20 protein-coding genes, 1 CRISPR repeat array and 1 other annotated feature are annotated in these 22968 nt (G+C 51.7%); of the genes, 12 read left to right on the forward strand and 8 right to left on the reverse strand.

The genetic code is table 11. The annotated features are described in order from the left end of the window. The first annotated feature begins 43 nt into the window (after positions 1-43). The 4 genes from KB236_02030 (at position 44) to KB236_02045 (ending at position 5152) form a co-directional block, all read left to right on the forward strand. A complete protein-coding gene (locus KB236_02030; protein ID UIF29557.1) occupies positions 44-1015 on the forward strand; it encodes a DUF2785 domain-containing protein in 972 nt (323 codons plus the stop codon). A gap of 74 nt (positions 1016-1089) precedes the next feature. Beyond that, on the forward strand, positions 1090-2229 hold the full coding sequence (locus tag KB236_02035; GenBank protein UIF29558.1) for a D-alanine--D-alanine ligase: 1140 nt from the start codon (positions 1090-1092) through the stop codon (positions 2227-2229). A gap of 90 nt (positions 2230-2319) precedes the next feature. Further along, positions 2320-3939, forward strand: a complete 1620-nt coding sequence (locus KB236_02040; protein UIF29559.1) for a glycerophosphodiester phosphodiesterase — start codon at positions 2320-2322, stop codon at positions 3937-3939. A gap of 355 nt (positions 3940-4294) precedes the next feature. Continuing rightward, positions 4295-5152 (forward strand): helix-turn-helix domain-containing protein, encoded by an 858-nt coding sequence (locus KB236_02045; protein ID UIF29560.1) that lies wholly within the window; start codon positions 4295-4297, stop codon positions 5150-5152. 112 nt (positions 5153-5264) lie between these two features. Here KB236_02045 and KB236_02050 read toward each other — a convergent pair whose 3' ends face one another. The 4 genes from KB236_02050 to KB236_02065 form a co-directional block, all read right to left on the reverse strand. Next, positions 5265-5744, reverse strand: coding sequence for a universal stress protein (locus KB236_02050; protein ID UIF29561.1), 480 nt, complete (start codon positions 5742-5744; stop codon positions 5265-5267). Between the two features lie 96 nt (positions 5745-5840). Continuing rightward, positions 5841-6128, reverse strand: coding sequence for a hypothetical protein (locus KB236_02055; protein UIF29562.1), 288 nt, complete (start codon positions 6126-6128; stop codon positions 5841-5843). 397 nt (positions 6129-6525) lie between these two features. Next, on the reverse strand, positions 6526-7800 hold the full coding sequence (locus tag KB236_02060) for a replication-associated recombination protein A (protein ID UIF29563.1): 1275 nt from the start codon (positions 7798-7800) through the stop codon (positions 6526-6528). A gap of 18 nt (positions 7801-7818) precedes the next feature. Then, a complete protein-coding gene (locus KB236_02065; GenBank protein ID UIF29564.1) occupies positions 7819-8274 on the reverse strand; it encodes a YueI family protein in 456 nt (151 codons plus the stop codon). Between the two features lie 76 nt (positions 8275-8350). On the opposite strand from KB236_02065, the gene KB236_02070 reads away from it, so the two are divergent. Then, positions 8351-8950, forward strand: coding sequence for a DUF1054 domain-containing protein (locus KB236_02070; protein ID UIF29565.1), 600 nt, complete (start codon positions 8351-8353; stop codon positions 8948-8950). A 46-nt stretch (positions 8951-8996) separates the two neighbouring features. Then, positions 8997-10043, forward strand: coding sequence for an AI-2E family transporter (locus KB236_02075; GenBank protein ID UIF29566.1), 1047 nt, complete (start codon positions 8997-8999; stop codon positions 10041-10043). A 57-nt stretch (positions 10044-10100) separates the two neighbouring features. Here the strand turns inward: KB236_02075 and KB236_02080 are convergent, their stop codons facing one another. The 4 genes from KB236_02080 to KB236_02095 all read right to left on the reverse strand — a co-directional run bounded on the left by KB236_02080 (position 10101) and on the right by KB236_02095 (position 12492). Then, positions 10101-10301: a hypothetical protein gene (locus KB236_02080; GenBank protein UIF29567.1), complete on the reverse strand. Its 201-nt coding sequence runs from the start codon at positions 10299-10301 to the stop codon at positions 10101-10103. 161 nt (positions 10302-10462) lie between these two features. Then, positions 10463-11056 carry a DUF3862 domain-containing protein gene (locus KB236_02085; protein UIF29568.1) on the reverse strand — a complete coding sequence of 198 codons (594 nt, stop codon included), beginning with the start codon at positions 11054-11056 and terminating at the stop codon, positions 10463-10465. A 161-nt stretch (positions 11057-11217) separates the two neighbouring features. Further along, positions 11218-11823 (reverse strand): 30S ribosomal protein S4, encoded by a 606-nt coding sequence (rpsD, locus tag KB236_02090; GenBank protein ID UIF29569.1) that lies wholly within the window; start codon positions 11821-11823, stop codon positions 11218-11220. A 198-nt stretch (positions 11824-12021) separates the two neighbouring features. Beyond that, positions 12022-12492 (reverse strand): GAF domain-containing protein, encoded by a 471-nt coding sequence (locus tag KB236_02095; GenBank protein ID UIF29570.1) that lies wholly within the window; start codon positions 12490-12492, stop codon positions 12022-12024. A 187-nt stretch (positions 12493-12679) separates the two neighbouring features. Here KB236_02095 and ezrA point away from each other — a divergent pair, with 187 nt between their 5' ends. From ezrA to KB236_02125, 6 genes are all read left to right on the forward strand, one after another. Then, positions 12680-14413, forward strand: coding sequence for a septation ring formation regulator EzrA (gene ezrA, locus KB236_02100; protein UIF29571.1), 1734 nt, complete (start codon positions 12680-12682; stop codon positions 14411-14413). A gap of 208 nt (positions 14414-14621) precedes the next feature. Further along, a complete protein-coding gene (locus KB236_02105) occupies positions 14622-15767 on the forward strand; it encodes a cysteine desulfurase (GenBank protein UIF29572.1) in 1146 nt (381 codons plus the stop codon). Positions 15768-15796: 29 nt separating this feature from the next. Continuing rightward, the gene (gene thiI, locus KB236_02110) at positions 15797-17014 is read left to right on the forward strand and encodes a tRNA 4-thiouridine(8) synthase ThiI (protein UIF29573.1); all 1218 of its coding nucleotides are present in this window, start codon (positions 15797-15799) and stop codon (positions 17012-17014) included. Positions 17015-17170: 156 nt separating this feature from the next. Next, positions 17171-17686: a CRISPR direct-repeat array (repeat unit 28 nt; unit sequence GTATTCCCCACAGGTGTGGGGGTGATCC). A 114-nt stretch (positions 17687-17800) separates the two neighbouring features. Continuing rightward, a complete protein-coding gene (locus KB236_02115) occupies positions 17801-18310 on the forward strand; it encodes a peroxiredoxin (GenBank protein UIF29574.1) in 510 nt (169 codons plus the stop codon). Positions 18311-18331: 21 nt separating this feature from the next. Next, positions 18332-18545: a binding site (T-box leader), on the forward strand. 69 nt (positions 18546-18614) lie between these two features. After that, complete coding sequence (locus KB236_02120; protein UIF29575.1) at positions 18615-21281, forward strand: valine--tRNA ligase; 2667 nt, start codon at positions 18615-18617, stop codon at positions 21279-21281. A 353-nt stretch (positions 21282-21634) separates the two neighbouring features. Next, on the forward strand, positions 21635-22954 hold the full coding sequence (locus tag KB236_02125; protein ID UIF29576.1) for a bifunctional folylpolyglutamate synthase/dihydrofolate synthase: 1320 nt from the start codon (positions 21635-21637) through the stop codon (positions 22952-22954). The last annotated feature ends 14 nt before the right edge of the window (positions 22955-22968 follow it).

Here is a 22968-nt window from a genome sequence, read left to right on the forward strand (position 1 = left end):
ACGGTAGACCGCAGACGAGCGGAAAATTATTGGAGGGTCACGTATGGATGAACAGATCGGGGAGTTGCAGCGACAGCTGGCGGCCTTAAATCAAGAATTAAAGAGTGGGACGGTGTTTCAGTCTCTGGGGCCACGGTTGGGCCAGCTGATGGACGGCATTCACCGGCATCGGCGAACGCCCGTTACGCTACCCGATGATCAGGACGGGATCACCGAATACCTGATGGAACTGCGTGATGAGCTCAACCAGAACCATTCCCTGTATCTGCCCCTGCAGGACCTCGATTTTTTACTGAGTCACCTGGCCTCGCCCGATCCAGACATTCGGTACAACGGGGTGAATTTCACCATTTATGACGCGCTACAGCAGAATGCGCTGGACGCCAACGAACAAGTCACGCTGATTAACTTTCTCAGCCGAGACGCCACGTTATTTGCCCACATTCTGGAGCCAACCAACGCCGCGGTCTTTGGCCGGGCCAGTTCGGCGTCGATGTTAGCTGTTGCGTTGCATTTTGCGGTCGAAAACGAGCTCCAGAGGAAGTTGGACTACCAGCATCTGGTGAATCAGGTAGCCACCTACATTTGCCTGGAGACGGATACGCGGGGCTTTGTGAACCAACAGGGCTGGGCCCACGCGTACGCGGCCATTATTGACCTGCTGGTGGTGTTGTCCGAGACGGATGACCTACCGCGAGCCGACAAGCTCTTCTTACTGTTGACGCTGATTGAACGGTTGAAGCGGCTAACCACGCCGCTGATTTATGGGGAAAATGACCGGATGGCCGCGTACTTTGTCACGCTGACCAATCGCCATTCGCTCTATGAGGCGACGCTCCTCAACGCCCTCAAGCAGTGGCGGCAGACGGTAGCACGGCACCGACGGCCGGATAATCTGGCGGGATGGAATCAGTTCTTCAACCGTAAGCGGCTGTCAGACGCCTTACGCCTGCGCAAGGATGCCAGTCCCCAGCTCAAAAAATATTTAAACTCAACTATCGATTTTTTAGGCTGAAAAGATATTCAATTTTTTAGAGAAATGGTATACTGAAGGCTAACCGAAATATATACGATAGGATGAGTGACAAAATGGATACAAAAGCAAAATTACACGTAGGTCTATTATTCGGTGGTAATTCTTCGGAACATGATGTTTCTAAGCGTTCAGCCCACAACATTTATGATGCCATGGACAAGACGCGTTACGACGTCAGTTTATTCTTATTGACGCGTGACGGCTTTGTTCTGAGCGATGCCGCTTCTCGGCGCGTGTTCGACGGTGAAGACGAGGCAGCGGTGGCTGCTGAAGAACAAGCCCAAGTAGACGCTACGAACCCATTGGCACCCATTTGGAATTTATCCCAAGCAAAGGATATTGATGTTTTCTTCCCAATCATTCATGGTAACTTGGGTGAAGACGGTACGATCCAGGGGCTTTTCCGCTTACTGAAAAAGCCTTTCGTGGGGAGTGGCGTCTTGGCATCAGCGACGGCCTTTGATAAGGATATGACGAAGCAGGTTCTGACGACCCATGGCATTCGGAACACGAAGTACGTGGTCATCACGCCGGAAAACCGTGACGAGTACGATTACGCCACGGTTCAAGAAAAGTTGGGGACTAACGTCTTCATCAAGCCTGCCAACCAAGGCTCTTCAGTCGGCATTCACAAAGCTGGTAACGAACAAGAATTTAACGACGGTATCGCGGATGCCTTCCGTTATGACTTCAAGATACTAGTGGAAGAAACGATTGCCGGACCAGAGGAAGTCGAAATTTCCATTTTGGGGAACGAACACCCGCAAGCGTCCAAATTGGGGGCCATCCGGGTGCCAGAATCCGATGTGTTCTACGACTACAACAATAAGTTCGTCGATGCCAGTGGCGTGACCTTCGAAGTCCCGGTTGAACTACCAGCCGAACTGACGACGGAAATCACGACGATGGGATTACGGACTTACGCCGCATTAGGTTTGAAGGGGATGGCTCGGATCGATTATCTGGTCTCCCAAGATGGCGTCCCGTACGTTGGCGAGGTCAACACGTTACCAGGGTTCACCAACATTAGCTTGTACCCACAACTGTGGCAAGCGTCCGGGATTAGCTATGCCGACTTAATCGACCGGTTGATTGACTTGGCACGTGACGAATTTAAGTATCAAAATGAATTGGCTTACGACTTCATTCCGTTAGATGATAACTCGGCGGCTTCAACTTACAAGCCGAAGTAACACGGATAGTTTTAGGAATCGAGGCTGTGACGGAAGTCATGGTCTCTTTTTTATTTTCACGAGTCGTTGAACTGGGAGGTTAGAACGCACATGAGGGGACAAACTTTTGGACACCGTTTAAGACGAAGCTGGCGACAGGGTCTCGGTGCCCCGGGGCTCTTGCTGGGTTGGGAAGTGCTTGCCGGCTTATTTGCTGCCGTGCGCTGGCTGAGTGGGCGTCCCGGTTGGTCGGTGGCGCTAGTCGTCACCAGCCTTGCCTTACTGATGATGGCGGCCGGGCAACTCATGCAGGTGGCCCGACTGTACGGTCAGCCGACGTCCCCGGATTGGGTGACCAGCTGGCGGCTCGTGTGGCACCACAAGTGGGCGTGGTTAGCCGTCGTCCTCATCGTGGGACTTCTGGCGCTACCGTTAGGGCTATGGGGCTTGAGCAGTCGGGTCTTGGTTCGGGTACCGTTGGCGGCCAGTGTCGTGAACTTTGTCTCACTCCATCGCCGACCGGTCGTCGTGACCGCCGGCATCCTATACGTATTGCTGGCGGGATACCTGTTGTTATGGGGCCCGCGGCACTTCCATCGGTTGACACCTAGGATCGACCATCCCGGCTCAATAGGACAGATGCTAAGTGGCCTGCTCATTTGTGGTGGATTGACGGTGCTCTGGCGCGGCCTGGGTGTCGGCCTGGTCTGGCTAAATCAACAGTATGACCGCCATGGTAGCCTACTGGGGACGCGGTGGGTGTTGACCATTTCCCTAGTCATTGTCCTGTTGACCTTCGTTTTCGTCAGCATTCTGGGCGCCTTGACGCTGGTGTGGAGTTGGTATGGTCAGCCCGACTTATCCGGACGCAATCATGGTCGGCAGTCGCGACGCGGGTCACTGATTGGCGGCGGTCTGTGTCTCTTACTCTTGGGTACGGTCGTGCAGCAGACGCTGACGCAAGCGCCACAATTTTCACGGACCACGACCATCAGTCATCGGGGCGTGGATCACGCGCGGGGCGTGCAGAATACCATTGGGGCCTTGAAGCAAGTGACCGGCGAGCACCCGAGTTACGTGGAAATGGATTTGCACGAGACCAAGGACCACCAGTGGGTCGTGCTCCACGACGAGAATTTAGCGGCGTTAGCGGGCCGCAACGTCACGCCTCACCAGTTGACGTCGCGGCAGCTAACTGGGCTGACACTCCACGAGAACGGGCAATCCGCGCGCTTGGCGGGGTGGCCTGCGTATCTGGCGACCGCTGAACGTTTACACCAGCCGTTGATGGTTGAACTCAAGACCACGCCGCAGGATTCGGCGGGGATGGTCAGGCGATTCGCGCACCAGTATGGTCAACGGTTGCTGCGCGATCACGCCATCGTCCATTCCCTGGACTATCGGGTCGTCGCACAACTCAGACGGGAGATGCCTCGGCTGAAAGTGGGCTATATTCTGCCGTTTAATTGGGTCTCACCGCAGTCGGTACCGGCGGACTTCTACTCGTTTCAACAGATTTCGGCGAGTCAGCAGTTCATTCTCGCTGCGCATCAGATGGGGGTCGCGGCGTATATTTGGACGCCGGATGTTCAGGATAAAATGGCCCGGATGTGGGCGCTGGGGGCAGACGGTCAGATTACCAATGAGTTGCAGCGTTTGCAAGCCGTCACGCAGCAGGCCCCGCAACGTGCACAGTGGGCAGTTCTTCAGAATTTTATTTTCAGCTATTAATGGGTTCGACAGGAACTCAATTGTCGGTTAATAGACGCATATTCTAAACTATAAAAGAGTTAATATACGGTCGATGGGCGGCCGAATATTAATCCTTTTATATCTAAATGATAAAATGGTATAGACAGATTAAAGTTCCTTAATAAAATCGCATAATGCTTGTAATTCCCGGCAAATCACTTATCATGGTAAATAAGATAAAGCGGCCGCAGTATGGCCAGTCATTACCAGGGGATGAAGATTAACGCCTGCTATTGTTTGCGGTCGGGGATTAGGTGTTAAGAACATTTTGAGTAATGTTCGGATTTATCAAGTTGACTGCTACCTAACGTTACGAATCGTAGGGAGAGATAAGATGCGTTTATTAGGGAATAAAGTTAAACAATACCGGAAACAGAAGAATTTATCACAGCAAGAATTGGCCGATGGTATCTGTACGCAAGCGACCGTTAGCCTAATGGAAAAGAAGAACAAGGTGCCTAGCATCAAGATTATTTTACAGATTTGCCGCCGGCTGAATATTTCCCTGGACGATGTGTTGTCCGGGTTAGGTAGCGGGTTGGATGAACAGTTTAACTGTATTTCCACGGCCGTCCGGCGAGAGGACTATGCCTTAGCTAGCGAACTGTTGGGGAAGATGAACATGACCAATGTGCAAAACGGTTTTGACCGTGAACGGTATCACTACTATCGCGGATTCATTGAGCTGGGTGCACGGCAGCGGCCGGATGAAGCCATTTTTCATTTTAATTTATTATTACACCGGTCTTATCGGATGCCGTGGGACCTCTACGCTATCGTGGGTAACGTGGGGATGGCGGCGGCTTATTTGGAACGGCAGGAACTGGACAAGACCCGCTATTACTTGAATGCGGCCAGCAACTACTTAGATGACTTTGAGTGGCACGACGAGGAAAGTTTCCAACGGATGATCTGGGCCCGCTACCGGATTTCTAAGCTTTATTTAGCGTTGGAACAACCTCAATTGGCGGTTGAGAACGTCGAAGCGGCCCTGCGCGCGGTGAAGTATCAGACTTCACTGTACTTAATTGACGTGCTATACGAAGTTAAAGGACAGGCCGAACAAGCCTTGCTCGCGACAGCGGCGGCCAAGCGGAGTCTAGTAATTGCCAGAACGTTAGCGTTGGTGACGCACAACGTGGCCTTGCAGGAACGTCTGATTCCCCAAATTGGCCCGATGTTAACGGAGTAAAGGAAAGCCTGAGGGTGACCTCGGGCTTTTCGCGTCTTATCGTGAATTGGAGATCAAAAAAGTACCGCCACTGGCAATCCAGTAGCGGTACTTGGTTTCAAACAGGTCATGGTTATCTTTCAGGATGAGTATTCTTAGCGGGCCGGTTATTTTGGTCGGTCCGAACCACCAGAACGTCGCAAACCGCGGTCCGCGTGACGTATTCAGTGACTGAGCCAATCAGTAACCGTTCCACCGCATTAAGTCCGGTGGCCCCGATCATGATCAAGTCAGTATCATTGTCCCGGGGAACGTCGCGGGCAATGATGGTCTTAGGCGCACCGTATTCGATCGCGTAGTCGATGCTCTCTAAGCCATCGGCCTTGGCATCAGCCACGTATTTGTCCAGCGTCTTTTTTGCCGTTTCCGTCACTTGCTCAACCATGCTGGTATCGAAGCTGGAAATATTTTGGAAAGCCCGCGTATCAACAACGTGAACGAGATGTAAATCAGCATCGTTACGCTTAGCAACAGCGACCGCTTTCTTAAAGGCTAATTCAGCCTCGTATGAACCGTCAACTGGAACTAAAATGTGCTTGTATTGTTGTAACATATTGTTCACCTCTCATTACTTTATACTCTTATCATACGTTATTTGCCGCCAAATAAAAAGCAATATGGTGAAAAAAGGTGGAAAACTTGGAAACGGTTACCGCTTTGGAAACCAATGCAAAAGCAACAGTTGAAACGCCATAATGGCAACCACCCCAGCAAGTAAAGTGAGCGAAATAAAGATGGTGTTGTTCATGATGGTGGCGACGGCGGCGAGCACACCGATAATCATCAAAATAACGCCACAGATGATGAGAACGTGGCTGAGCACGCTGGATTCTTCCGGATGAAAGACCAGGAAGGGCCGTTGGCGATGACTGAAGGCAAACCAGCCGATACCAAAGGAAAGTAGGGTGTAGCAAATCATGAGAATCGTGATGACCATGAGGGGCCTCCTTGTAAGTTATCAATTGAATGAATTTGAGTCTGACGACCACGTCACTTCGGCAAGAAACTCAGGCAAAGTGGCGTATGCCAATCTATTTAGAATAGCACACTGACGCCAAAAGAAAAGGACCATTCAATGGAATGGCCCTCAAAGCACGAATGCTTTTGATGATCTAAGTGGTGCCGTTAATTGTCTAGTCATGTTGACCCGCGATGACAAATGCAGGGGGGAGAGCGTGGCAGAGTGTCTGACTTCCAAGTGAAAAGGCATGTCATCTTCTCTGCCCTTAGGCAATCCCGTTTAATAATTACTTGTTCGGCAACTTGTAGTGAGACAACGCGTACACCTTAGAACCACTTGTATAGTAGCATATTCTCCACGAAAATTCAATTCGTTACTTTCGGCTAGCCTGCCGCAATCGCTCGTATTGCGCGGCCAGCTGGCTCTCGAACCGCCCATTTGTTTTCGGGTGATAATATTGGGCATTGCGAAGAGTGTCTGGAAGATACTGTTGTTTGACCCAGTCGTTAGGAAAATTGTGTGGGTACTGGTAGTCCGTGCCGTGGCCTAATTTCTTAGCACCGGCGTAGTGGGCGTCTTTCAGATGATCGGGAACGGCGCCATTGTGGCCATTCAGCACGTCGGCTAGGGCGTCGTCCATGGCGGTGATACCAGAGTTAGACTTCGGTGACAGGCAAAGTTCGATGACTGCGTCGGCCAAGGGAATACGCCCCTCCGGTAACCCCAGTTGCTGAGCGGCAGTGACCGCTTGAACCGTGCGGGCCGCCGCGGGTAAATTGGCCATGCCGATGTCTTCATAGGCAATGACCATCAGTCGGCGACAGATTGACGGCAAGTCTCCCGCCGCGACCAGTTGCGCCAGATAGTGGAGGGCAGCGTCGGTGTCGCTCCCCCGGATGGACTTTTGGAAGGCGGAGATGACGTCGTAATGGGCGTCACCGTTTTTATCTCCCACGAGAGCACGTCGTTGGAAACAGGCCTCCGCCACCGCCAGGGTAATGTGAATCCGACCATCTTCGGCCGGTGGGGTGGACTGGGCAGCTAATTCTAGGCCATTCAGCGCGCTGCGAAGATCGCCGTTGGTGGCGCCGGCCATGAAGTGAAAAGCGTCATCGTCAACATCAAGGGGGAGGTCGCCCAAGCCCCGTTCCTTGTCAGTCATGGCACGGTGTAATGCCGTCTCGATGTCGGCTAACGACAGCGGGTGCACCTCGAAAATTTGAGTTCGGCTTCGAATGGCCGGATTGATATTGATATACGGATTCTCGGTCGTGGCACCGATCAGGATGATCCGGCCACTCTCCAGGTGAGGCAGGAGAAAGTCCTGCTTGGTCTTGTCCAGCCGGTGAATTTCATCCAGCAGGAGAATGACCGTGCCGCTCATTTTAGCTTCGGCCGCGACAACCTGCAGATCCTTCTTCGAATCGGTGGCAGCGTTGAGCTTTCGAAAGGCGTACTTGGTTGAACCAGCGATGGCACTGGCGATGCTGGTCTTTCCGGTACCCGGTGGTCCATAGAGAATCATTGAAGATAGTAATTTTGCAGCGACCATCCGCGCAATAATCTTGCCCGGACCGACCAAGTCTTGTTGGCCAACTACGTCTTCTAAACGTTGCGGTCGCATGCGATAAGCGAGTGGTTGTGCCAAAAAATAGAGCTCCTTTCGTTATTTACCCAGGAGCTTGTCCAGTAACGTTTTCTTTTGATCTGGTTCGGCCGAGGTGGTCGACGGCTTCGGGTACTTTTTGGTTAAGTCAACGGGATTTTCATTGATGGCGTGGTCGCTGGCGACGATTAATCCGTAGTCGTCTTCGGCCATGCCGTAGAAAATATCGTTGCGAATCGTGAATTTTAGATTATGCTGACTGGCGAGCTTCAGGTAGGGGGCCAGGTCAGCTTGGTCGATGTGGCCGTTTAAAATGACTTGGTAGTTGGGATGCGCCGTGATTTCCGTCACGAAAGCGTCCACGTTGTTGCGGTCGGTGACCTCAGCGATAGTCATGGCTAGCGACACGCGTTCCCGAAAAGTTCCGAGGTAGCGGCGTTGCTCATCCGGATTGACCTTGGGAACTCCAAAGGTAGAATTTTGTAAATGTTTATCCATTTGACTCTTTTCAGCCATGTCGAATCCCTCTTTTCAATATAGTGCTGTTAGTATAACATGGAATGGAAGCAACTTTCAGGAAGGGGGACCCGTGATGTATCAAGATCAAGATTTTCACGTTTTTGATGATCCGACGTTGCCGGGACGGCTGGCTAAGATTCGGGCGTACATTGACCCGAAGTTTACGGCCACGGTGGCTGATTTAGCACCGACCTTTGCACGGCTGAGCATGCCCATCTACGACCACATTTCACAGCATCGGCGGCGCTCGAAGAATCCGCCGCCGGATACCTGGGTGGCGTTCAGCACGTCCAAGCGGGGGTACAAGATGTTGCCGCACATTGAGATTGGTTTTTGGGATGACCGCTTCTTCATCTGGTTGGCGGTCCTGCAGGAGGCTAAGGAGCGGCAAACACTGCTGAGTAGCTTGAAGGCAGATCGTGTACTCCAATTGCCAGCGGACTTCGAATGTGGCGGTGACCACACGGATAAAGACTGCGGGGTGCCGTTGACTCGGGAGAATTATCAGGCCTTGATGGCCACCCAAACGCAGCGACATGCGGAATGGCAGATTGGCCGTAACTTTTTGCGCGGTGACGCGTTCTTTACACTATCGGCGGCGGACCAAGCGAAAGTGATTCAAGAATACGTGGCGGCATTGTTGCCGATTTATGACCAGCTGATTCGGCTATAGTGGAGGATCAGCGGATGAGACGGAGCCGACCACAAGGGGGATTTTTGTGATAGACATACTGAAGCGTTGGTGGCAGAACCCGCTGACGATGTATTACTTAGCGTTATTGTTGTTGATTATCCTGGTGTGGCGAGCACACGCCTTTTTATCTTTGGCGTTGTTCACCATTATTTTCATCTATCTAGGGGATGCCGCCATCATGGGGCTGGAGCATCACCTACATCTGCACCATCTCTGGTCCACGCTACTGGTGTACGTGCTGTTTCTGGGTGTGCTGGTCGCGGCCTTTGGGCAGATCATCCCGCCACTGGTATCGGAGGCGTCGAACCTGCCGCACACGCTGGACACCTTGGTGCAGACCTATCCACAGTTGGAGAGCCAACTGACAAAATTAGTGAAGAACCTGACGCAGAACGCCACGGTCATCAGCAATGGCAAGGCCATGCTGTCGAGCGGGATGGTCAAGCTGTCTCGCTTTAGTTCCGGCGTGGAAACGATTCTGTTGGCGTTTTTCTTTAGTTTTATTTTTAACCTGACCAAGAACCAGCTCAAGCATTTCGTGCATGCGTTTACCAAGAGCCGGTTTGCCGGGCTGTTTGTGCCCATGGGAACCTTAATCTTAAAGTTCGTCCATATCTTCGGGACGGTCATCGAAACCCAGTTGATTATCTGTACGATTAACACGATTCTGATGGTGCTGGGACTGTGGCTGCTGAAGATGCCGAGCCTGCTGATCTTAGGGATTATGGTCTTCTTCTTGGGCTTAATTCCGGTCGCCGGCGTGTTGATCTCCATGATTCCACTAATGATCATTGCCTTTGTCACGGGCGGGGTGATCCGGGTGATTGAGGTAATTGTCCTGGTGGTCCTGATTCACATGTTTGAATCCTACTTCCTACATCCGCGGTTGATGGCCAACGCCACCAATCTGCCGATCTTCGTCACCTTCATCACATTGATTGTAAGTGAACGGCTCTTCGGGGCGTGGGGGTTAATCGTTGGGGTGCCACTGGTGGCCTTCTTCCTGGACGTGTTCGATGTGCAACTGAAGCCCAAGCCGGTGACGTCCGAGACGCCGGTTGATAAATCGTAAGCAAAAAATCACGCTTTCCCTGAATAAGGGAGAACGTGATTTTTAAATTACCCGGTATTAGTGCATGACTAACTTGGCCACTAGAAAGATGACGAGTAGGCCGACGTAATACAGCAGAGTTTTCGTGGTCACTTGGGGCGTCTTGCTGTGGCGGTCACGGAGCCAGAGGACGAAGACGACCAACAGAGCAATGACGGCCAGTCCGAGTAAGATGTTGAGGACGAGTGATAAACTCATGACGAGATTTAAGACAGGCATATGAATAGCCTCCAATATGTAAATTTCTGCGACTTTTAGCGCCAATCAACAGGGACGATGAACATCTAGTCTAACTGTATCGGAAACGCGTGATAGAATCAAGGCACAGGGAGGAGAAACCAGCCACGCCGGACAGTGCGTCTAATTGGCTTACTCTAGTGTTAGCTGGATTGCCCCAAGTCGGTCTTGGTCTTGTTCATGAGCCTATCGTTCATAAAGGTAAACGAAATACTTTTCGTCCCATTCGTGTACGTCAGCACCTGGGAGCTTACGGACGCAGCCTCAGAAACAATTTCACCGGCGGGCGTGCCGAGTTGCTTCTTGACGGTCTTAAAGTCTGCGCCGGTTTGGATGGATTTGTACTGGGCATCCGTGACCTTTTTGGCCCGAGCCGCATCTACGTAACCCTTGCCGACAGCCACGCCGTCAATGAATTGAACGTTAACCGAAGCACCCTTCAATGAGCTGCCAACGTTTGTCCACGAGTACTGGGTGGCTTTCTTCTTAGCGCCCGAAATTTCGGTGTCAGTTTTCACTGATGGCTTGCCGAACACGTTCTTCACCGATTTTTCGGTTGAACCGTGGCCACCAATCTTAATGGCGTTGTACTGAGCCAGCGAGACCGTCTTTTGCATGGACTTTTTGCTGGAAGACACGGACTTGTCGGCCGTTGAGTGGCCAGACGATCCGTTAGAACATGCGGCGAGGGAGAGACTGGTAAGTAACGTGAAACCAATAATTAAAGCGCGTTTCATGATCGGTTCCTCCTCAAGGGAATCTGTATTTTAGCATGGTGATGACTAACTTTACTTTATAGAAAAGCCACACCGGAAGCAACCAGGTTCCGGAAAAATGTCAAAGAAAAAAGCCTCGCCAGATAGCGAGACTTTCTTCCAAACCGGATAAGACGTTAATCTTAACGGTTGTAGTATTCAACGATAAGTGAATCGTCGAGTTCTGCATCTAATTCTTCACGTTGAGGGAAGCGGGTAAGAGAACCTTCCAGCTTGTCAGCGTCGAATTGGACGTATTGTGGACGACCAACAACGGCTTCAACAGCGCCCTTGATGATAGCCATGTCCTTAGACTTTTCACGAACGGAGATAACTTGGCCAACTTCGACTTCGTATGAAGGGATGTCAACACGCTTGCCATCAACCGTGATGTGACCATGGTTAACCAATTGACGAGCTTGACGACGAGTCGTTGCCAAACCTAAACGGTAAACCATGTTGTCCAGACGACGTTCGAGTAAGATCATGAAGTTAGTACCATGGGTACCTTCCTTGATCTTGCCGGCACGCTTGAACAAGTTGTAGAATTGACGTTCAGTCATGCCGTAAGTGAACCGGAGCTTTTGCTTTTCACGCAATTGCGTACCGTATTCAGATAACTTTTGACGACGACCTTGACCATGATCACCAGGTGCGTAAGGACGACGGTTTAATTCTTTACCAGTGCCGGAAAGGGATACCCCTAAACGACGGGAAATACGCCAGCTTGGGCCAGTGTAACGAGACATAGATAGTTCCTCCAATAAAATATTATTTGGAGTAAAATAAGCTGTTTATAAGTTTAGTATTCGTGCAGGTTGCTTTGCAGGTTTCACCGTGTACAGCCGCAGGTTACTTCCTGAACCAATGTAACGGCAACAATCTGTTGACGAGCTTACCACTTATCGCTGCATTATTTTACACAAACACCAGTATAACCAGAAACGCTAGGCTTTGTCAATGTGTTTTAACAAAACGTGGGCGAAATCCTCTAAGACGGTCTGGTCTTCGGTTGTGAAGCGGCCCTTAATCGGGGAGTCGATATCCATGACGCCCAGCTTGGTGCCGTCACTTAGAGTCAGGGGGACCACGATTTCCGCGTTGCTGGCGGAATCGCAGGCGATGTGACCGGCAAAGGCGTGAACGTCGGGAATCAGCTGCGTCGTCTGAGTCTTTAGGCCGGTTCCACAGACGCCGCTCCCATTTTCAATGTGGACACAGGCCACGTTGCCTTGGAAGGGGCCAAGGATTAAGTCGTCTGTTTTCGGTTGATACATGTAGAAGCCTGCCCAGTTGACATCCGTCAGCGTCTGCTTGAGCAGGGCGGATGCGTTGGCTAGGTTTGCCACAAGGTTCGTTTCCCCATGTAAGAGGGCGTCAAGTTGTTCGGTAATTAAAGAATTGACACGGTCACTCATGAAAAGGCCTCCATTATTTATAAATTAATTACTGGATAATCGCCAGAAAGGTGAAGAGAATCCTGAAAACGTAGTGAAGCCAGTACGTCACTTATGCTATAATCAAGATTAGATTAAATTATAAAGTGAACCGAGTGATTTTACAACTCGTTTAAACGTTGAAATGTGGATGAAGGATGGGGTCAATATGATTGTGCTAATAGGAATCGTCATACTTGCGATCGTTGCGTACGTTGGCTTGCTGTTGTACCAACAACGGATTCGCCGGCAAGTCGCGACGCTAACCACAAAGAAAGAAGCGATGGAAGCCATTCCGTTAAAGGACGAGCTTCGGCTGGTGGGACAGCTCAGTCTGACCGGTCAGTCGCTCGAAGACTATGAGAATCTTCAAGCGGACTTTTCCGAAATCACCGAGAACCGTTTTACCCGGATCGATGACCAATTGGCCCAGCTCCTTAGTGATTCGCGGGGCGTCAATTTAATTCAACTGCAGCAGAATTTAAAAAAGGCGACGACGCTAATTGACCAAACGGACGAGCTGATTAAATCCGTTCAAGAGCAGTTGACCCATCTACAAGAAGTCGATAAGCAACATCGTCAAGCGGTGAAAGACCTGGAGCAGAAGTATCAAGACCTCCGGAAGACGCTACTGGCCAAGAATTTTGCGTTTGGCCCCAGTATTGATGGCTTAGAGGAACAGTTGAGCCAGTTGGAAGATAATTTTGACACCTTCTCCCAGTTGACTCAGGAAGGGGACCATCAACGGGCGGCCGATGTCTTGGACCAACTGCACGATGACACCGCCGTGTTGGAAGACTTAATCAAAGCCATTCCACCATTGTACAAGGACTTGACCGTGGTCTTCCCTGATCAGGTTAAGGAATTAAGAAGTGGCTACCAGCAGCTGTCAGCCGAGAAGTATCAGTTCGGCGATCAGAATCTGCCAGAGTTGATTAGTACGATTGAGGACCATATCAGTACCAACCTCGACACGTTAGGGGACTTACGCCCGGATGACGCCAAGATTGTCAACGAACGGATTGCTAAGCAGATCGACAACGTTTATGACCTGATGCAAACGGAAATTGACGCTAAGTCGCCGGTCGAAGCGAACCTAGACGGCGTAGCCAAGTTTATCGCCCACGCCCAGAACCAAAGCCACGCGTTGATGACCGAACTGGACCGGCTCAGTCAAAACTACACGTTGGACCATCACGAGATCGAAACGGCCCGGGAACTCAACGAACAGTTGCGGGGCATCGATGGCATTTACCAACGGGACGTGCAGGATCTGACCGGTAAGACGGCGACGTACTCGCGCGTGCTGGAACACCAAAAGCAACAGCAAAAGGACCTCGAGCAGATCGAGCAACAACAAGCTGATATTTTGAAGAGTGTTGCCGGCCTCGCCGACGAGGAACGGCAAGCTCGCGATACGTTACAACAGTTCGACTTCAATCTACATAGCTTGCGCCGGCAAGTGGAGAATCTCAACCTGCCTGGCATTCCGCAAAATTATTTAGATTACTTCTTTGTTGTCCGGGATGAAGTGGCACAGCTAGCCACCGACATGGATCAACCGCAGATCGATATGGAACGCATCACCAAGCAACTGTTGATTATTCAGACGGACTTGGATACGTTGCAGGAGAAGACGGATGACTTGATCGACAGCGCCGAATTGGCTGAACAACTCTTGCAGTACGCCAACCGTTATCAAACCAGTCACGAGAACGTGGCCGCTGCTAGCAAGGAAGCCGCCGACTTGTTCGAGAACAAGCACCAATATGCGCAGGCCTTAGAGACCATTGCGACGGTGCTCGACGAGGTCGAACCCGGTTCTTACAAGCGTTTAGAAGATGCTTATTATCAAAGTAAGGGCAAGACGAAGCCTAAGCGTGACACGGACGATACCAAATAAACACTTCAGTCATGGTAATGGGAGTTCCCGTTGCGATGACTTTTTTCATGTCTAATTCGGGCCTAACCATTGTGGCAGGCCCATTAGTTACGGCGAGGTTGACCGCCTTTTCCAAGCAGGGGGCTTGTGGGAACGAACGATTGTGTTTATAATGAGAAAGAATTTCTATCGGAGTCGAACCAATAGAAAAGAGATAAGAGGGTTCAGTATGATTTATTTTGATAACAGTGCGACCACCAAGGCAGCGCCCGAAGTGGTCGATACTTATGCCAAAGTCAGTGCGAATTACTGGGGGAATCCCTCGAGTTTGCATAAATTTGGCGAGCAGGCGTTCAACCTGTTAGAGCAATCCCGGCAACAGATTGCCGATCTGGTCGGAGCCAAACTGAGTGAGATCCTTTTCACCAGCGGCGGTACCGAGGGCGACAACTGGGCCATTAAGGGAACGGCGATGGCCAAGCGGGAATTTGGCAACCACCTGATTACGACCGAAGTGGAACATCCCGCGGTTCACAATTCCATGGAACAGTTGAAGCAAGAAGGCTTCGAGGTCACCTACCTTCCCGTCGATGAACACGGGCGGGTTTCCGCCGAGGACTTGCGTGCGGCCATCAAGCCGTCCACTATTCTGGTCTCGACGATGGCGGTCAACAATGAAATCGGCGCGGTTCAGCCGCTCGATGAAATTGCGGCTGTCATGCGTGACTTCCCCCGGATTCACTGGCACATTGATGCCGTGCAGGGGATTGGTAAGGGCTTGGCCGATAAGATCTTCAACGACCGGGTGGACTTCGTGACCTTCTCCGGCCACAAGTTCCACGCCCCACGTGGTATCGGCTTCATGTACAAACGTCAGGGTCGCAAGATTGCACCGTTAATGGCCGGTGGCGGTCAGGAACGAAATTTACGTTCCGGGACCGAAAACCTGCCCGCCATTGCAGCCATGGCCAAGGCGTTACGCCTACTTCTGACCGATGAAGCGGCCAAGGTTAAACACCAACGTGAGATTCGCTTAGCCATCCTGCATCACGTGGAAACTTTTCCGAACGTTACGATTTTCTCCAAGGATTTACCGTACTTCGCACCGCACATCCTGTGCTTTGCCATCGCCGGTGTCCGGGGTGAGACCATTGTGCACGCCTTCGAGGAACACGACATCTTCATTTCCACGACCAGCGCTTGCTCGTCGAAGAAGCATGTTGAATCCAGCACGTTGCAGGCCATGAAGGTCGATGATGGCATTGCCACCAGTGCCGTGCGGATTTCGTTGGATGAACACAACACCATGGCGGAAGCCGAGAAGTTCAATCAGGTCTTCGATGAACTGTACACGCAATTTGCTAAATTAAATTAAAACATTAAGTATACGAAAGGGGTCGCGCAATGGAATACAGCGAAATTATGGTCCGTTACGGCGAGCTGTCGACGAAGGGGAAAAACAAGAAAGACTTCATCAAGCAGCTTGGCCAAAACGTGCGCAAGGCACTCGGTTCCTTTGACGGTATCGAGGTCAAAGCGCAACATGACCGTTTGCACGTCACCTTAAACGGCGCGGATTCTGACGCCGTTATGCACCGTCTGAAGGGCGTTTTCGGGATCGAAAACTTCTCGCCTTCGGTCAAGGTTGCTAAGGATATCGATGCAATCAAGGAAACGGCCGTGACTATGGTCAAGGAAGCCTTTAAACCGGGCATGACCTTCAAGATCAACACGCGTCGGCAAGACAAAGAGTTCAAGTACGATACGTATCAAATGAACGAAATTCTCGGTAGCACGATTCTGGAAAACGTTCCCGGATTGACCGTTCAAATGAAGCATCCCGACCTGGAGTTACGGGTCGAAGTACGGATGAACGGGGTTTTCCTATCCGGCGAAACCATCCAAGGGGCCGGCGGATTGCCCGTGGGTACCGGGGGTAAGGCCGTCATGATGCTTTCTGGTGGGATTGACTCGCCAGTTGCGTCGTACTACGCGTTACGCCGAGGCGTCAAGATTGACATGATTCATTTCTACAGTCCGCCATACACGTCGGAGCAGGCTTTGGCCAAGGCCAAGGAATTGACGGCACGCTTAGCGGGATACTCGGGTGGCATTCAGTTCATTCAAGTGCCCTTTGCTAAGATTCAGGAAACCATCAAGGAAAAGGTACCTGAAGGCTATCTGATGACGGTGCAACGACGGCTGATGCTACGGCTGACGGCGGCGATTGCCGAGATGCGTCACGCCAAGGGAATTTTCAACGGCGAGTCGCTGGGCCAAGTGGCTTCGCAGACGCTGGAGAGTATGGCGGCCATCAACGATGTGACGTCCATGCCAATCTTGCGGCCGCTGCTGTCCATGGATAAGACTGAGATTATCAAGGTTGCCGAGGACATCGACACCTATGACCTGTCCATCTTGCCATATGAAGACTGCTGTACCATCTTCACGCCACCGGCACCCAAGACGCATCCGAGTCTGGAAAAGTCGCGGAAGTACGAAGGGTACATCGACGTGGAAGGTTTGATGAAGGAAGCCCTAGACGGTATCGTCATTTCTGACATCCGCCCTGGTGATAACTACCTGAACAAAAACGAAGATGTTTTTGCTGAATTACTGTAAATAAAGATGAGGTCCAGGTGGGATAACTGCCTGGGCTTTTTGGCGTGGCTTATTGATTGAGAATCGAGAGCAGATAGGGTATGCTGATGAAGACAAACTAACTAAAACTCGGGTGTTGGCGAAAATGAAATGCCGGTCTGACGGGATTTGTTTAGTGTATTCCCCACAGGTGTGGGGGTGATCCCTGGGCCGGAGCGACTTTTACTCGAAAAAACGGGTATTCCCCACAGGTGTGGGGGTGATCCCATTTCGGTCGAAATATAGGCTCGCCTGTGAATGTATTCCCCACAGGTGTGGGGGTGATCCTGCATGTGTTCGCCGTTTTTCCGCTTGGTGAACGTATTCCCCACAGGTGTGGGGGTGATCCCACTTTATCTGGTCTCGTATTCAACTGTGAGTCGTATTCCCCACAGGTGTGGGGGTGATCCCAAGAGGACAGCTTCAATGACTTGTTTAATACCGTATTCCCCACAGGTGTGGGGGTGATCCCATTTGTTCTTAACTGGTTTAGAGAAAGACCTTGTATTCCCCACAGGTGTGGGGGTGATCCCGGGAAAATTCTGACGATTGATCGCGCTGCCAAGTATTCCCCACAGGTGTGGGGGTGATCCTGTGAGTCTTGTAGTCGCGTTCGGACGATCTACGTATTCCCCACAAGCGTAGGGGCGAAACACCAGAGTTTTTCACGAATTTATGGCAAAACACTTGTCATTGCCCCCGGAGTTGCGCGATAATTGAAGCAACTAATCGGTGAGAACCGATAAACAACTGAAGGGGTTGATCTGCGTGGAAGTCACACGACTCGGCGATACATTCTCTTTATCTGGTACGTTGCCAGAAGTAGGAGATCAGTTACCAAAGTTTAAGGTATTCGATCAGGAAAACAAGAAGGTAAAAACGGCCAATTTGATCGGTAAGGTTACCTTGATCAGTGTCGTTCCGGATCTGGATACACCATTATGCACGATTCAAACGCGAAAGTTCACCCAGCAGGCGGATCATTATCCAGACGCACGTTTTGCGACGATTTCGAACAACTCAATCGCTGAACAAACTGGTTGGTGTGCCGCTCAGGGCGTTGAGAACATCGATTTGTTGTCAGACGAAGAATTGTCGTTTGGCTACGAGATGGGCTTGTACGTTCCGAACTTAGGTAACTTGGCACGGTCGATTTGGATCATTGATGACACGGGTAAGATCGTTTATCGGCAAATTGTGACGGAACAGTCCGATGAGCCCAACTACCTGGAAGCCATCGATGCGCTGGAAAAACTCGTCCCACGTGTTGACCTTTAGCCTAAAGTTGCGTAAACTGTGAAAGTAGCATTGAGCAAGTCAGTAGCGTGGACCCGTCTGTCAGAGAGAACCGGAAGTGCTGGAAACCGGTGAGACGCCCGCGTGAACGTAGCTTGTGAGCTGTCGGGCTGAACTGATAGTAAGCCCGAACCGGAGCACTCTCCGTTAACAAAGAAGTTAAGTGGGGCATGAACGCCCAATTTAGGTGGTACCGCGAAGACTCTTCGTCCTAATTTTTTAGGATGAGGAGTCTTTTTTCGTCCCACTTGTTCGCTTCCCCCAGTCAAGAAAGGAATTGATTTACATGGCAGATAAGCAATTTGATATGCCGACCAAGTATGATCCGACCGCCGTTGAAGCGGGTCGTTATCAGACTTGGCTCGATGAAGATGTTTTCAGACCCAGTGGTGACAAGAAGGCCACCCCGTACTCCATCGTTTTACCGCCACCCAATGTTACCGGTAAGTTGCACTTAGGCCATGCCTGGGATACGACGCTGCAAGACATGATTATTCGGCAGAAACGGATGCAGGGATTCGATACGCTCTGGGTTCCCGGGATGGACCACGCTGGGATCGCCACGCAGGCCAAGGTAGAAGCCCGGTTGCGTGAACAGGGGATTACCCGTTATGATCTCGGTCGTGAGAAGTTCATCGACAAGGTTTGGGAATGGAAGGACGAATACGCCGCAACCATTCACAAGCAGTGGGCGAAGATGGGCTTGTCCATGGACTATTCCCGTGAACGGTTCACGCTAGACGATGGGTTATCCGACGCGGTCAAGAAGGTCTTCGTTTCCCTCTACAAGAAGGGCCTGATCTACCGGGGTGAATACATCATCAACTGGGATCCGCAAGCGCGGACAGCCCTTTCCGATATCGAAGTCATTCACAAGGACGACAAGGGGGCCTTCTACCACGTGAAGTACCCATTTGCCAACCCAGAGGATACCTTCAACGGTAAGCACTACATCGAAATTGCGACGACGCGTCCCGAAACCATGATGGGGGATACCGCCGTGGCCGTGAACCCCGATGACGACCGGTACAAGGACTTAGTCGGTAAGAAGGTCATCTTGCCACTCGCCAACCGCGAAATTCCGATCATTGCCGACCAATACGTCGACATCAACTTCGGAACTGGGATGGTTAAGATTACGCCGGCCCATGACCCGAACGACTTCTTAGTCGGTAACCGGCACAACTTGGAACGGATCAACACCATGAACGAAGACGCTTCGATGAACGATCGTGCGGGCAAGTACGCTGGCATGGACCGGTTCGACGCACGAAAAGCCATGGTCGCGGACTTAGACGATCAAGGCTTGCTCCTCAAGGTTGACCCAATCGTCCATTCCGTCGGGCATTCCGAACGGACCGGGGTTCAGGTCGAAGCCCGGCTGTCCACCCAATGGTTCGTCAAGATGAAGCCACTCGCTGAAGCCGCCATTAAGAACCAACAGGGCGACAACGCGGTCGACTTTGTTCCCGAACGTTTCGAACATACTTTTACGCAATGGATGGAAAACGTCCACGACTGGGTCATTTCACGGCAACTCTGGTGGGGTCACCGGATTCCAGCCTGGTACAACAAGAAGACCGGCGAAGTCTACGTTAACGAAGAAGCCCCTAAGGACATCGAAAACTGGAAACAGGATCCGGATGTCTTGGACACCTGGTTCTCCAGTGCCCTGTGGCCCTTCTCCACGATGGGCTGGCCAAACGAAGACAGTGCCGACTTCAAGCGCTACTTCCCAACCGATACGTTAGTTACGGGTTACGACATCATCTTCTTCTGGGTTTCCCGGATGATCTTCCAAAGCCTCGAATTCACCGGCAAGCGGCCGTTTAAACACGTGCTCTTACACGGATTGATTCGGGCCGAAGACGGTCGCAAGATGAGTAAGTCTCTGGGCAACGGGATCGATCCGATGGACGTCATCGACAAGTACGGGGCCGACGCGTTGCGGTGGTTCTTGTCCACGGGTTCAACGGCCGGCCAAGACGTGCGGTTCAGTTACGACAAGATGGACGCGGCCTGGAACTTCATCAACAAGATCTGGAACGCCAGCCGGTTCGTTATCATGAACCTTAGCGCAACCACCAAGCCAGTGGTTCCCGCCGCTGACAAGTGGGATCTGACCGACAAGTGGATTTTGAGTCGGTTGAACGACACGGTCAAGCATGTGACGGAAATGTTCGATAAGTTCGAGTTTGGTGAAGCCGGTCGAGCCCTGTACAACTTCATCTGGAACGACTTCTGTGACTGGTATATCGAAATGAGTAAGGAAGTCTTGACGGGCGATGACGAGGCGGCCAAGGCCACCAAGCAAGACCTGTTGGCTTACGTCTTGGATCAAACCTTACGTTTACTCCAACCTATCATGCCATTCGTTACCGAGGCCATTTGGCAAGAAATGCCCCATGACGGGCAATCTCTGGTTACGGCGACGTACCCAGTTGACCATCCAGAATTCGACAACGCTGCGGCAGAGAGCGATATGACCAGTTTGATCGACCTGATCAAGGCCGTGCGGAATATTCGTGCCGAAGCCAACGCGCCAATGTCCACGCCGATTGATTTGCAAATCAAGACCAGCGATGCGAACTTACAACGGGTCTTTGAGACCAACCGGGACTACATCGACCGGTTCGTTCACCCGAAGGACTTCGAAATCGGCGCCGATGTCACCGCCCCTAAGTTGGCTATGACGTCCGTGATTACCGGAGCAGAGGTTTCCGTTCCACTGGCCGAGTTGGTGGACTTAAACGATGAGGCCGCCCGCCTGGACAAGGAAGTTGCCAAGTACACGGCGGAAGTGCAACGGGCCGTCAAGAAGCTAGGCAACGAACGCTTCGTGGCCAATGCACCGGAAGACGTGGTTAACGCCGAACGCGAAAAGCAGACGGATAACCAAAAGAAATTGGAAGCTACGCAACAACGTTTAGCAGACATTAAAGCCCAACTTTAGGCTTGGTGTCCGTTAGAGGACAATTAAGCCTCGGTTGGCTAACCGAGACACACGATCATCATTCCCGAAACGGGGATGGTGATTTTTTTATCCCCCTACTCACTACTAATGTAAAAACTGGTGCTGTGGTTGCGCACAAACTTAAAGCCTTAACCTTTCTTAAACAATGGGGCCGAGCAATGAGGCCAAGTAAATGGCGTTAAAGCGTCATGTATCGCGGTTTTCGGCCCGTCCGTTGGCATGACCAACGACGGTTAAACGGTAATTTGGGGGAGAAGTCGCTGAAACTTTCGCCGTTTTCGAGAAAATCTGCTACACTAAGAGGCAGTGACTTATGCGGGAGGTTGTAAATTTTGGTAGAAACGTACGCCGAAGCCCTGCAATTCATCCACGGCCGAGACCGGTTTAAGAAGAAGCCGACACTGGACCGGATGCGGCAGTTCATGCACATCTTGGGTGATCCGCAGGCACAGTTGAAGATGATTCATGTCGCGGGGACCAACGGCAAGGGGTCGACCGTCGCTTTTCTCCGGGACTTATTCATGGCCGAGGGACAGACGGTCGGGACATTTACCTCGCCATTCATCACGCGGTTCAATGAGCGCATCAGCACCGATGGCCAGCCGATTAGCGATACCGATCTGGTCGCCATGGTTAATCGGATTCAGCCGGTCGTGGCTCAATTGGACCGCGAGCTTGCCGAAGAGGGGCCCACGGAATTTGAGATTGATACGGCCCTGATGTTCTGCTACTTCGCCAGCCATCCCGTCGACATCGTGATTGTCGAGGTCGGTCTGGGCGGCTTGTATGATTCGACCAACATCATCACCCCAGCCGTATCGGTGATTACGACCATTGGCATGGACCACATGAAGATTCTGGGCGATACCATTCCTAAGATTGCCACGCAAAAGGCGGGGATCATCAAACCGGCGGTGCCGGTTGTCTGCGGTCGCCTCACGCCCGATGCCTTGGCGGTGATGGATCGAACCGCGGCCGACCAACACACGGATGTCCGGGCGTTGGGTCGCGACTTTAACGTTCAGAATCAACCCGAACCGGGGTGGGGCGAGCGCTTTGCCTACACCTGGGGCGATCATCGTTGGTGTCACCTAGAGATTGACCTATTGGGCCAGTATCAGATTGATAATGCGGCGACCGCGCTCACGGCCTTCATCACGTATCATCAGGTCCGACAACTCCCTGTCGACATCGCCGAGATTCGTGCCGGCTTAAAACACACGGCGTGGCCCGGTCGGTTTGAACGGTTAACAGCCGAACCGATCATCGCCATTGATGGGGCACACAATGAGCCGGCCATGGTGGAGCTGGCACAATTATTGCGGCAACATTTTGCGCAGCACGACATTTACATTATCCTCGCGGTGTTGGCAGACAAGCAATACGATCAGATGTTCCGCACGCTCCTCAAGGTCCAAAATGTCCACATCATCGTGACCCAATTTCAGGGGCCGGGTAAACGGGCCGCGGCAACCCCACAGGCCTTGGAAGACGCAGTGTCCTCGCACAAGCGGATGACCATGGCTGCGGATTGGCCCAGTGCGTTGAAGCAGGCATTGACCAACGTTTCAGCGGACGATCTGGTCTTGTTGACGGGCTCTCTGTACTTTATTTCGGAAGTCCGGCAATATTTTAAAGATTCTGACGAATAAAGTGCGTTCCTTTG

The organism is Levilactobacillus brevis, assembly GCA_021383565.1.
GTDB classification, from domain to species: Bacteria; Bacillota; Bacilli; order Lactobacillales; family Lactobacillaceae; genus Levilactobacillus; species Levilactobacillus brevis_B.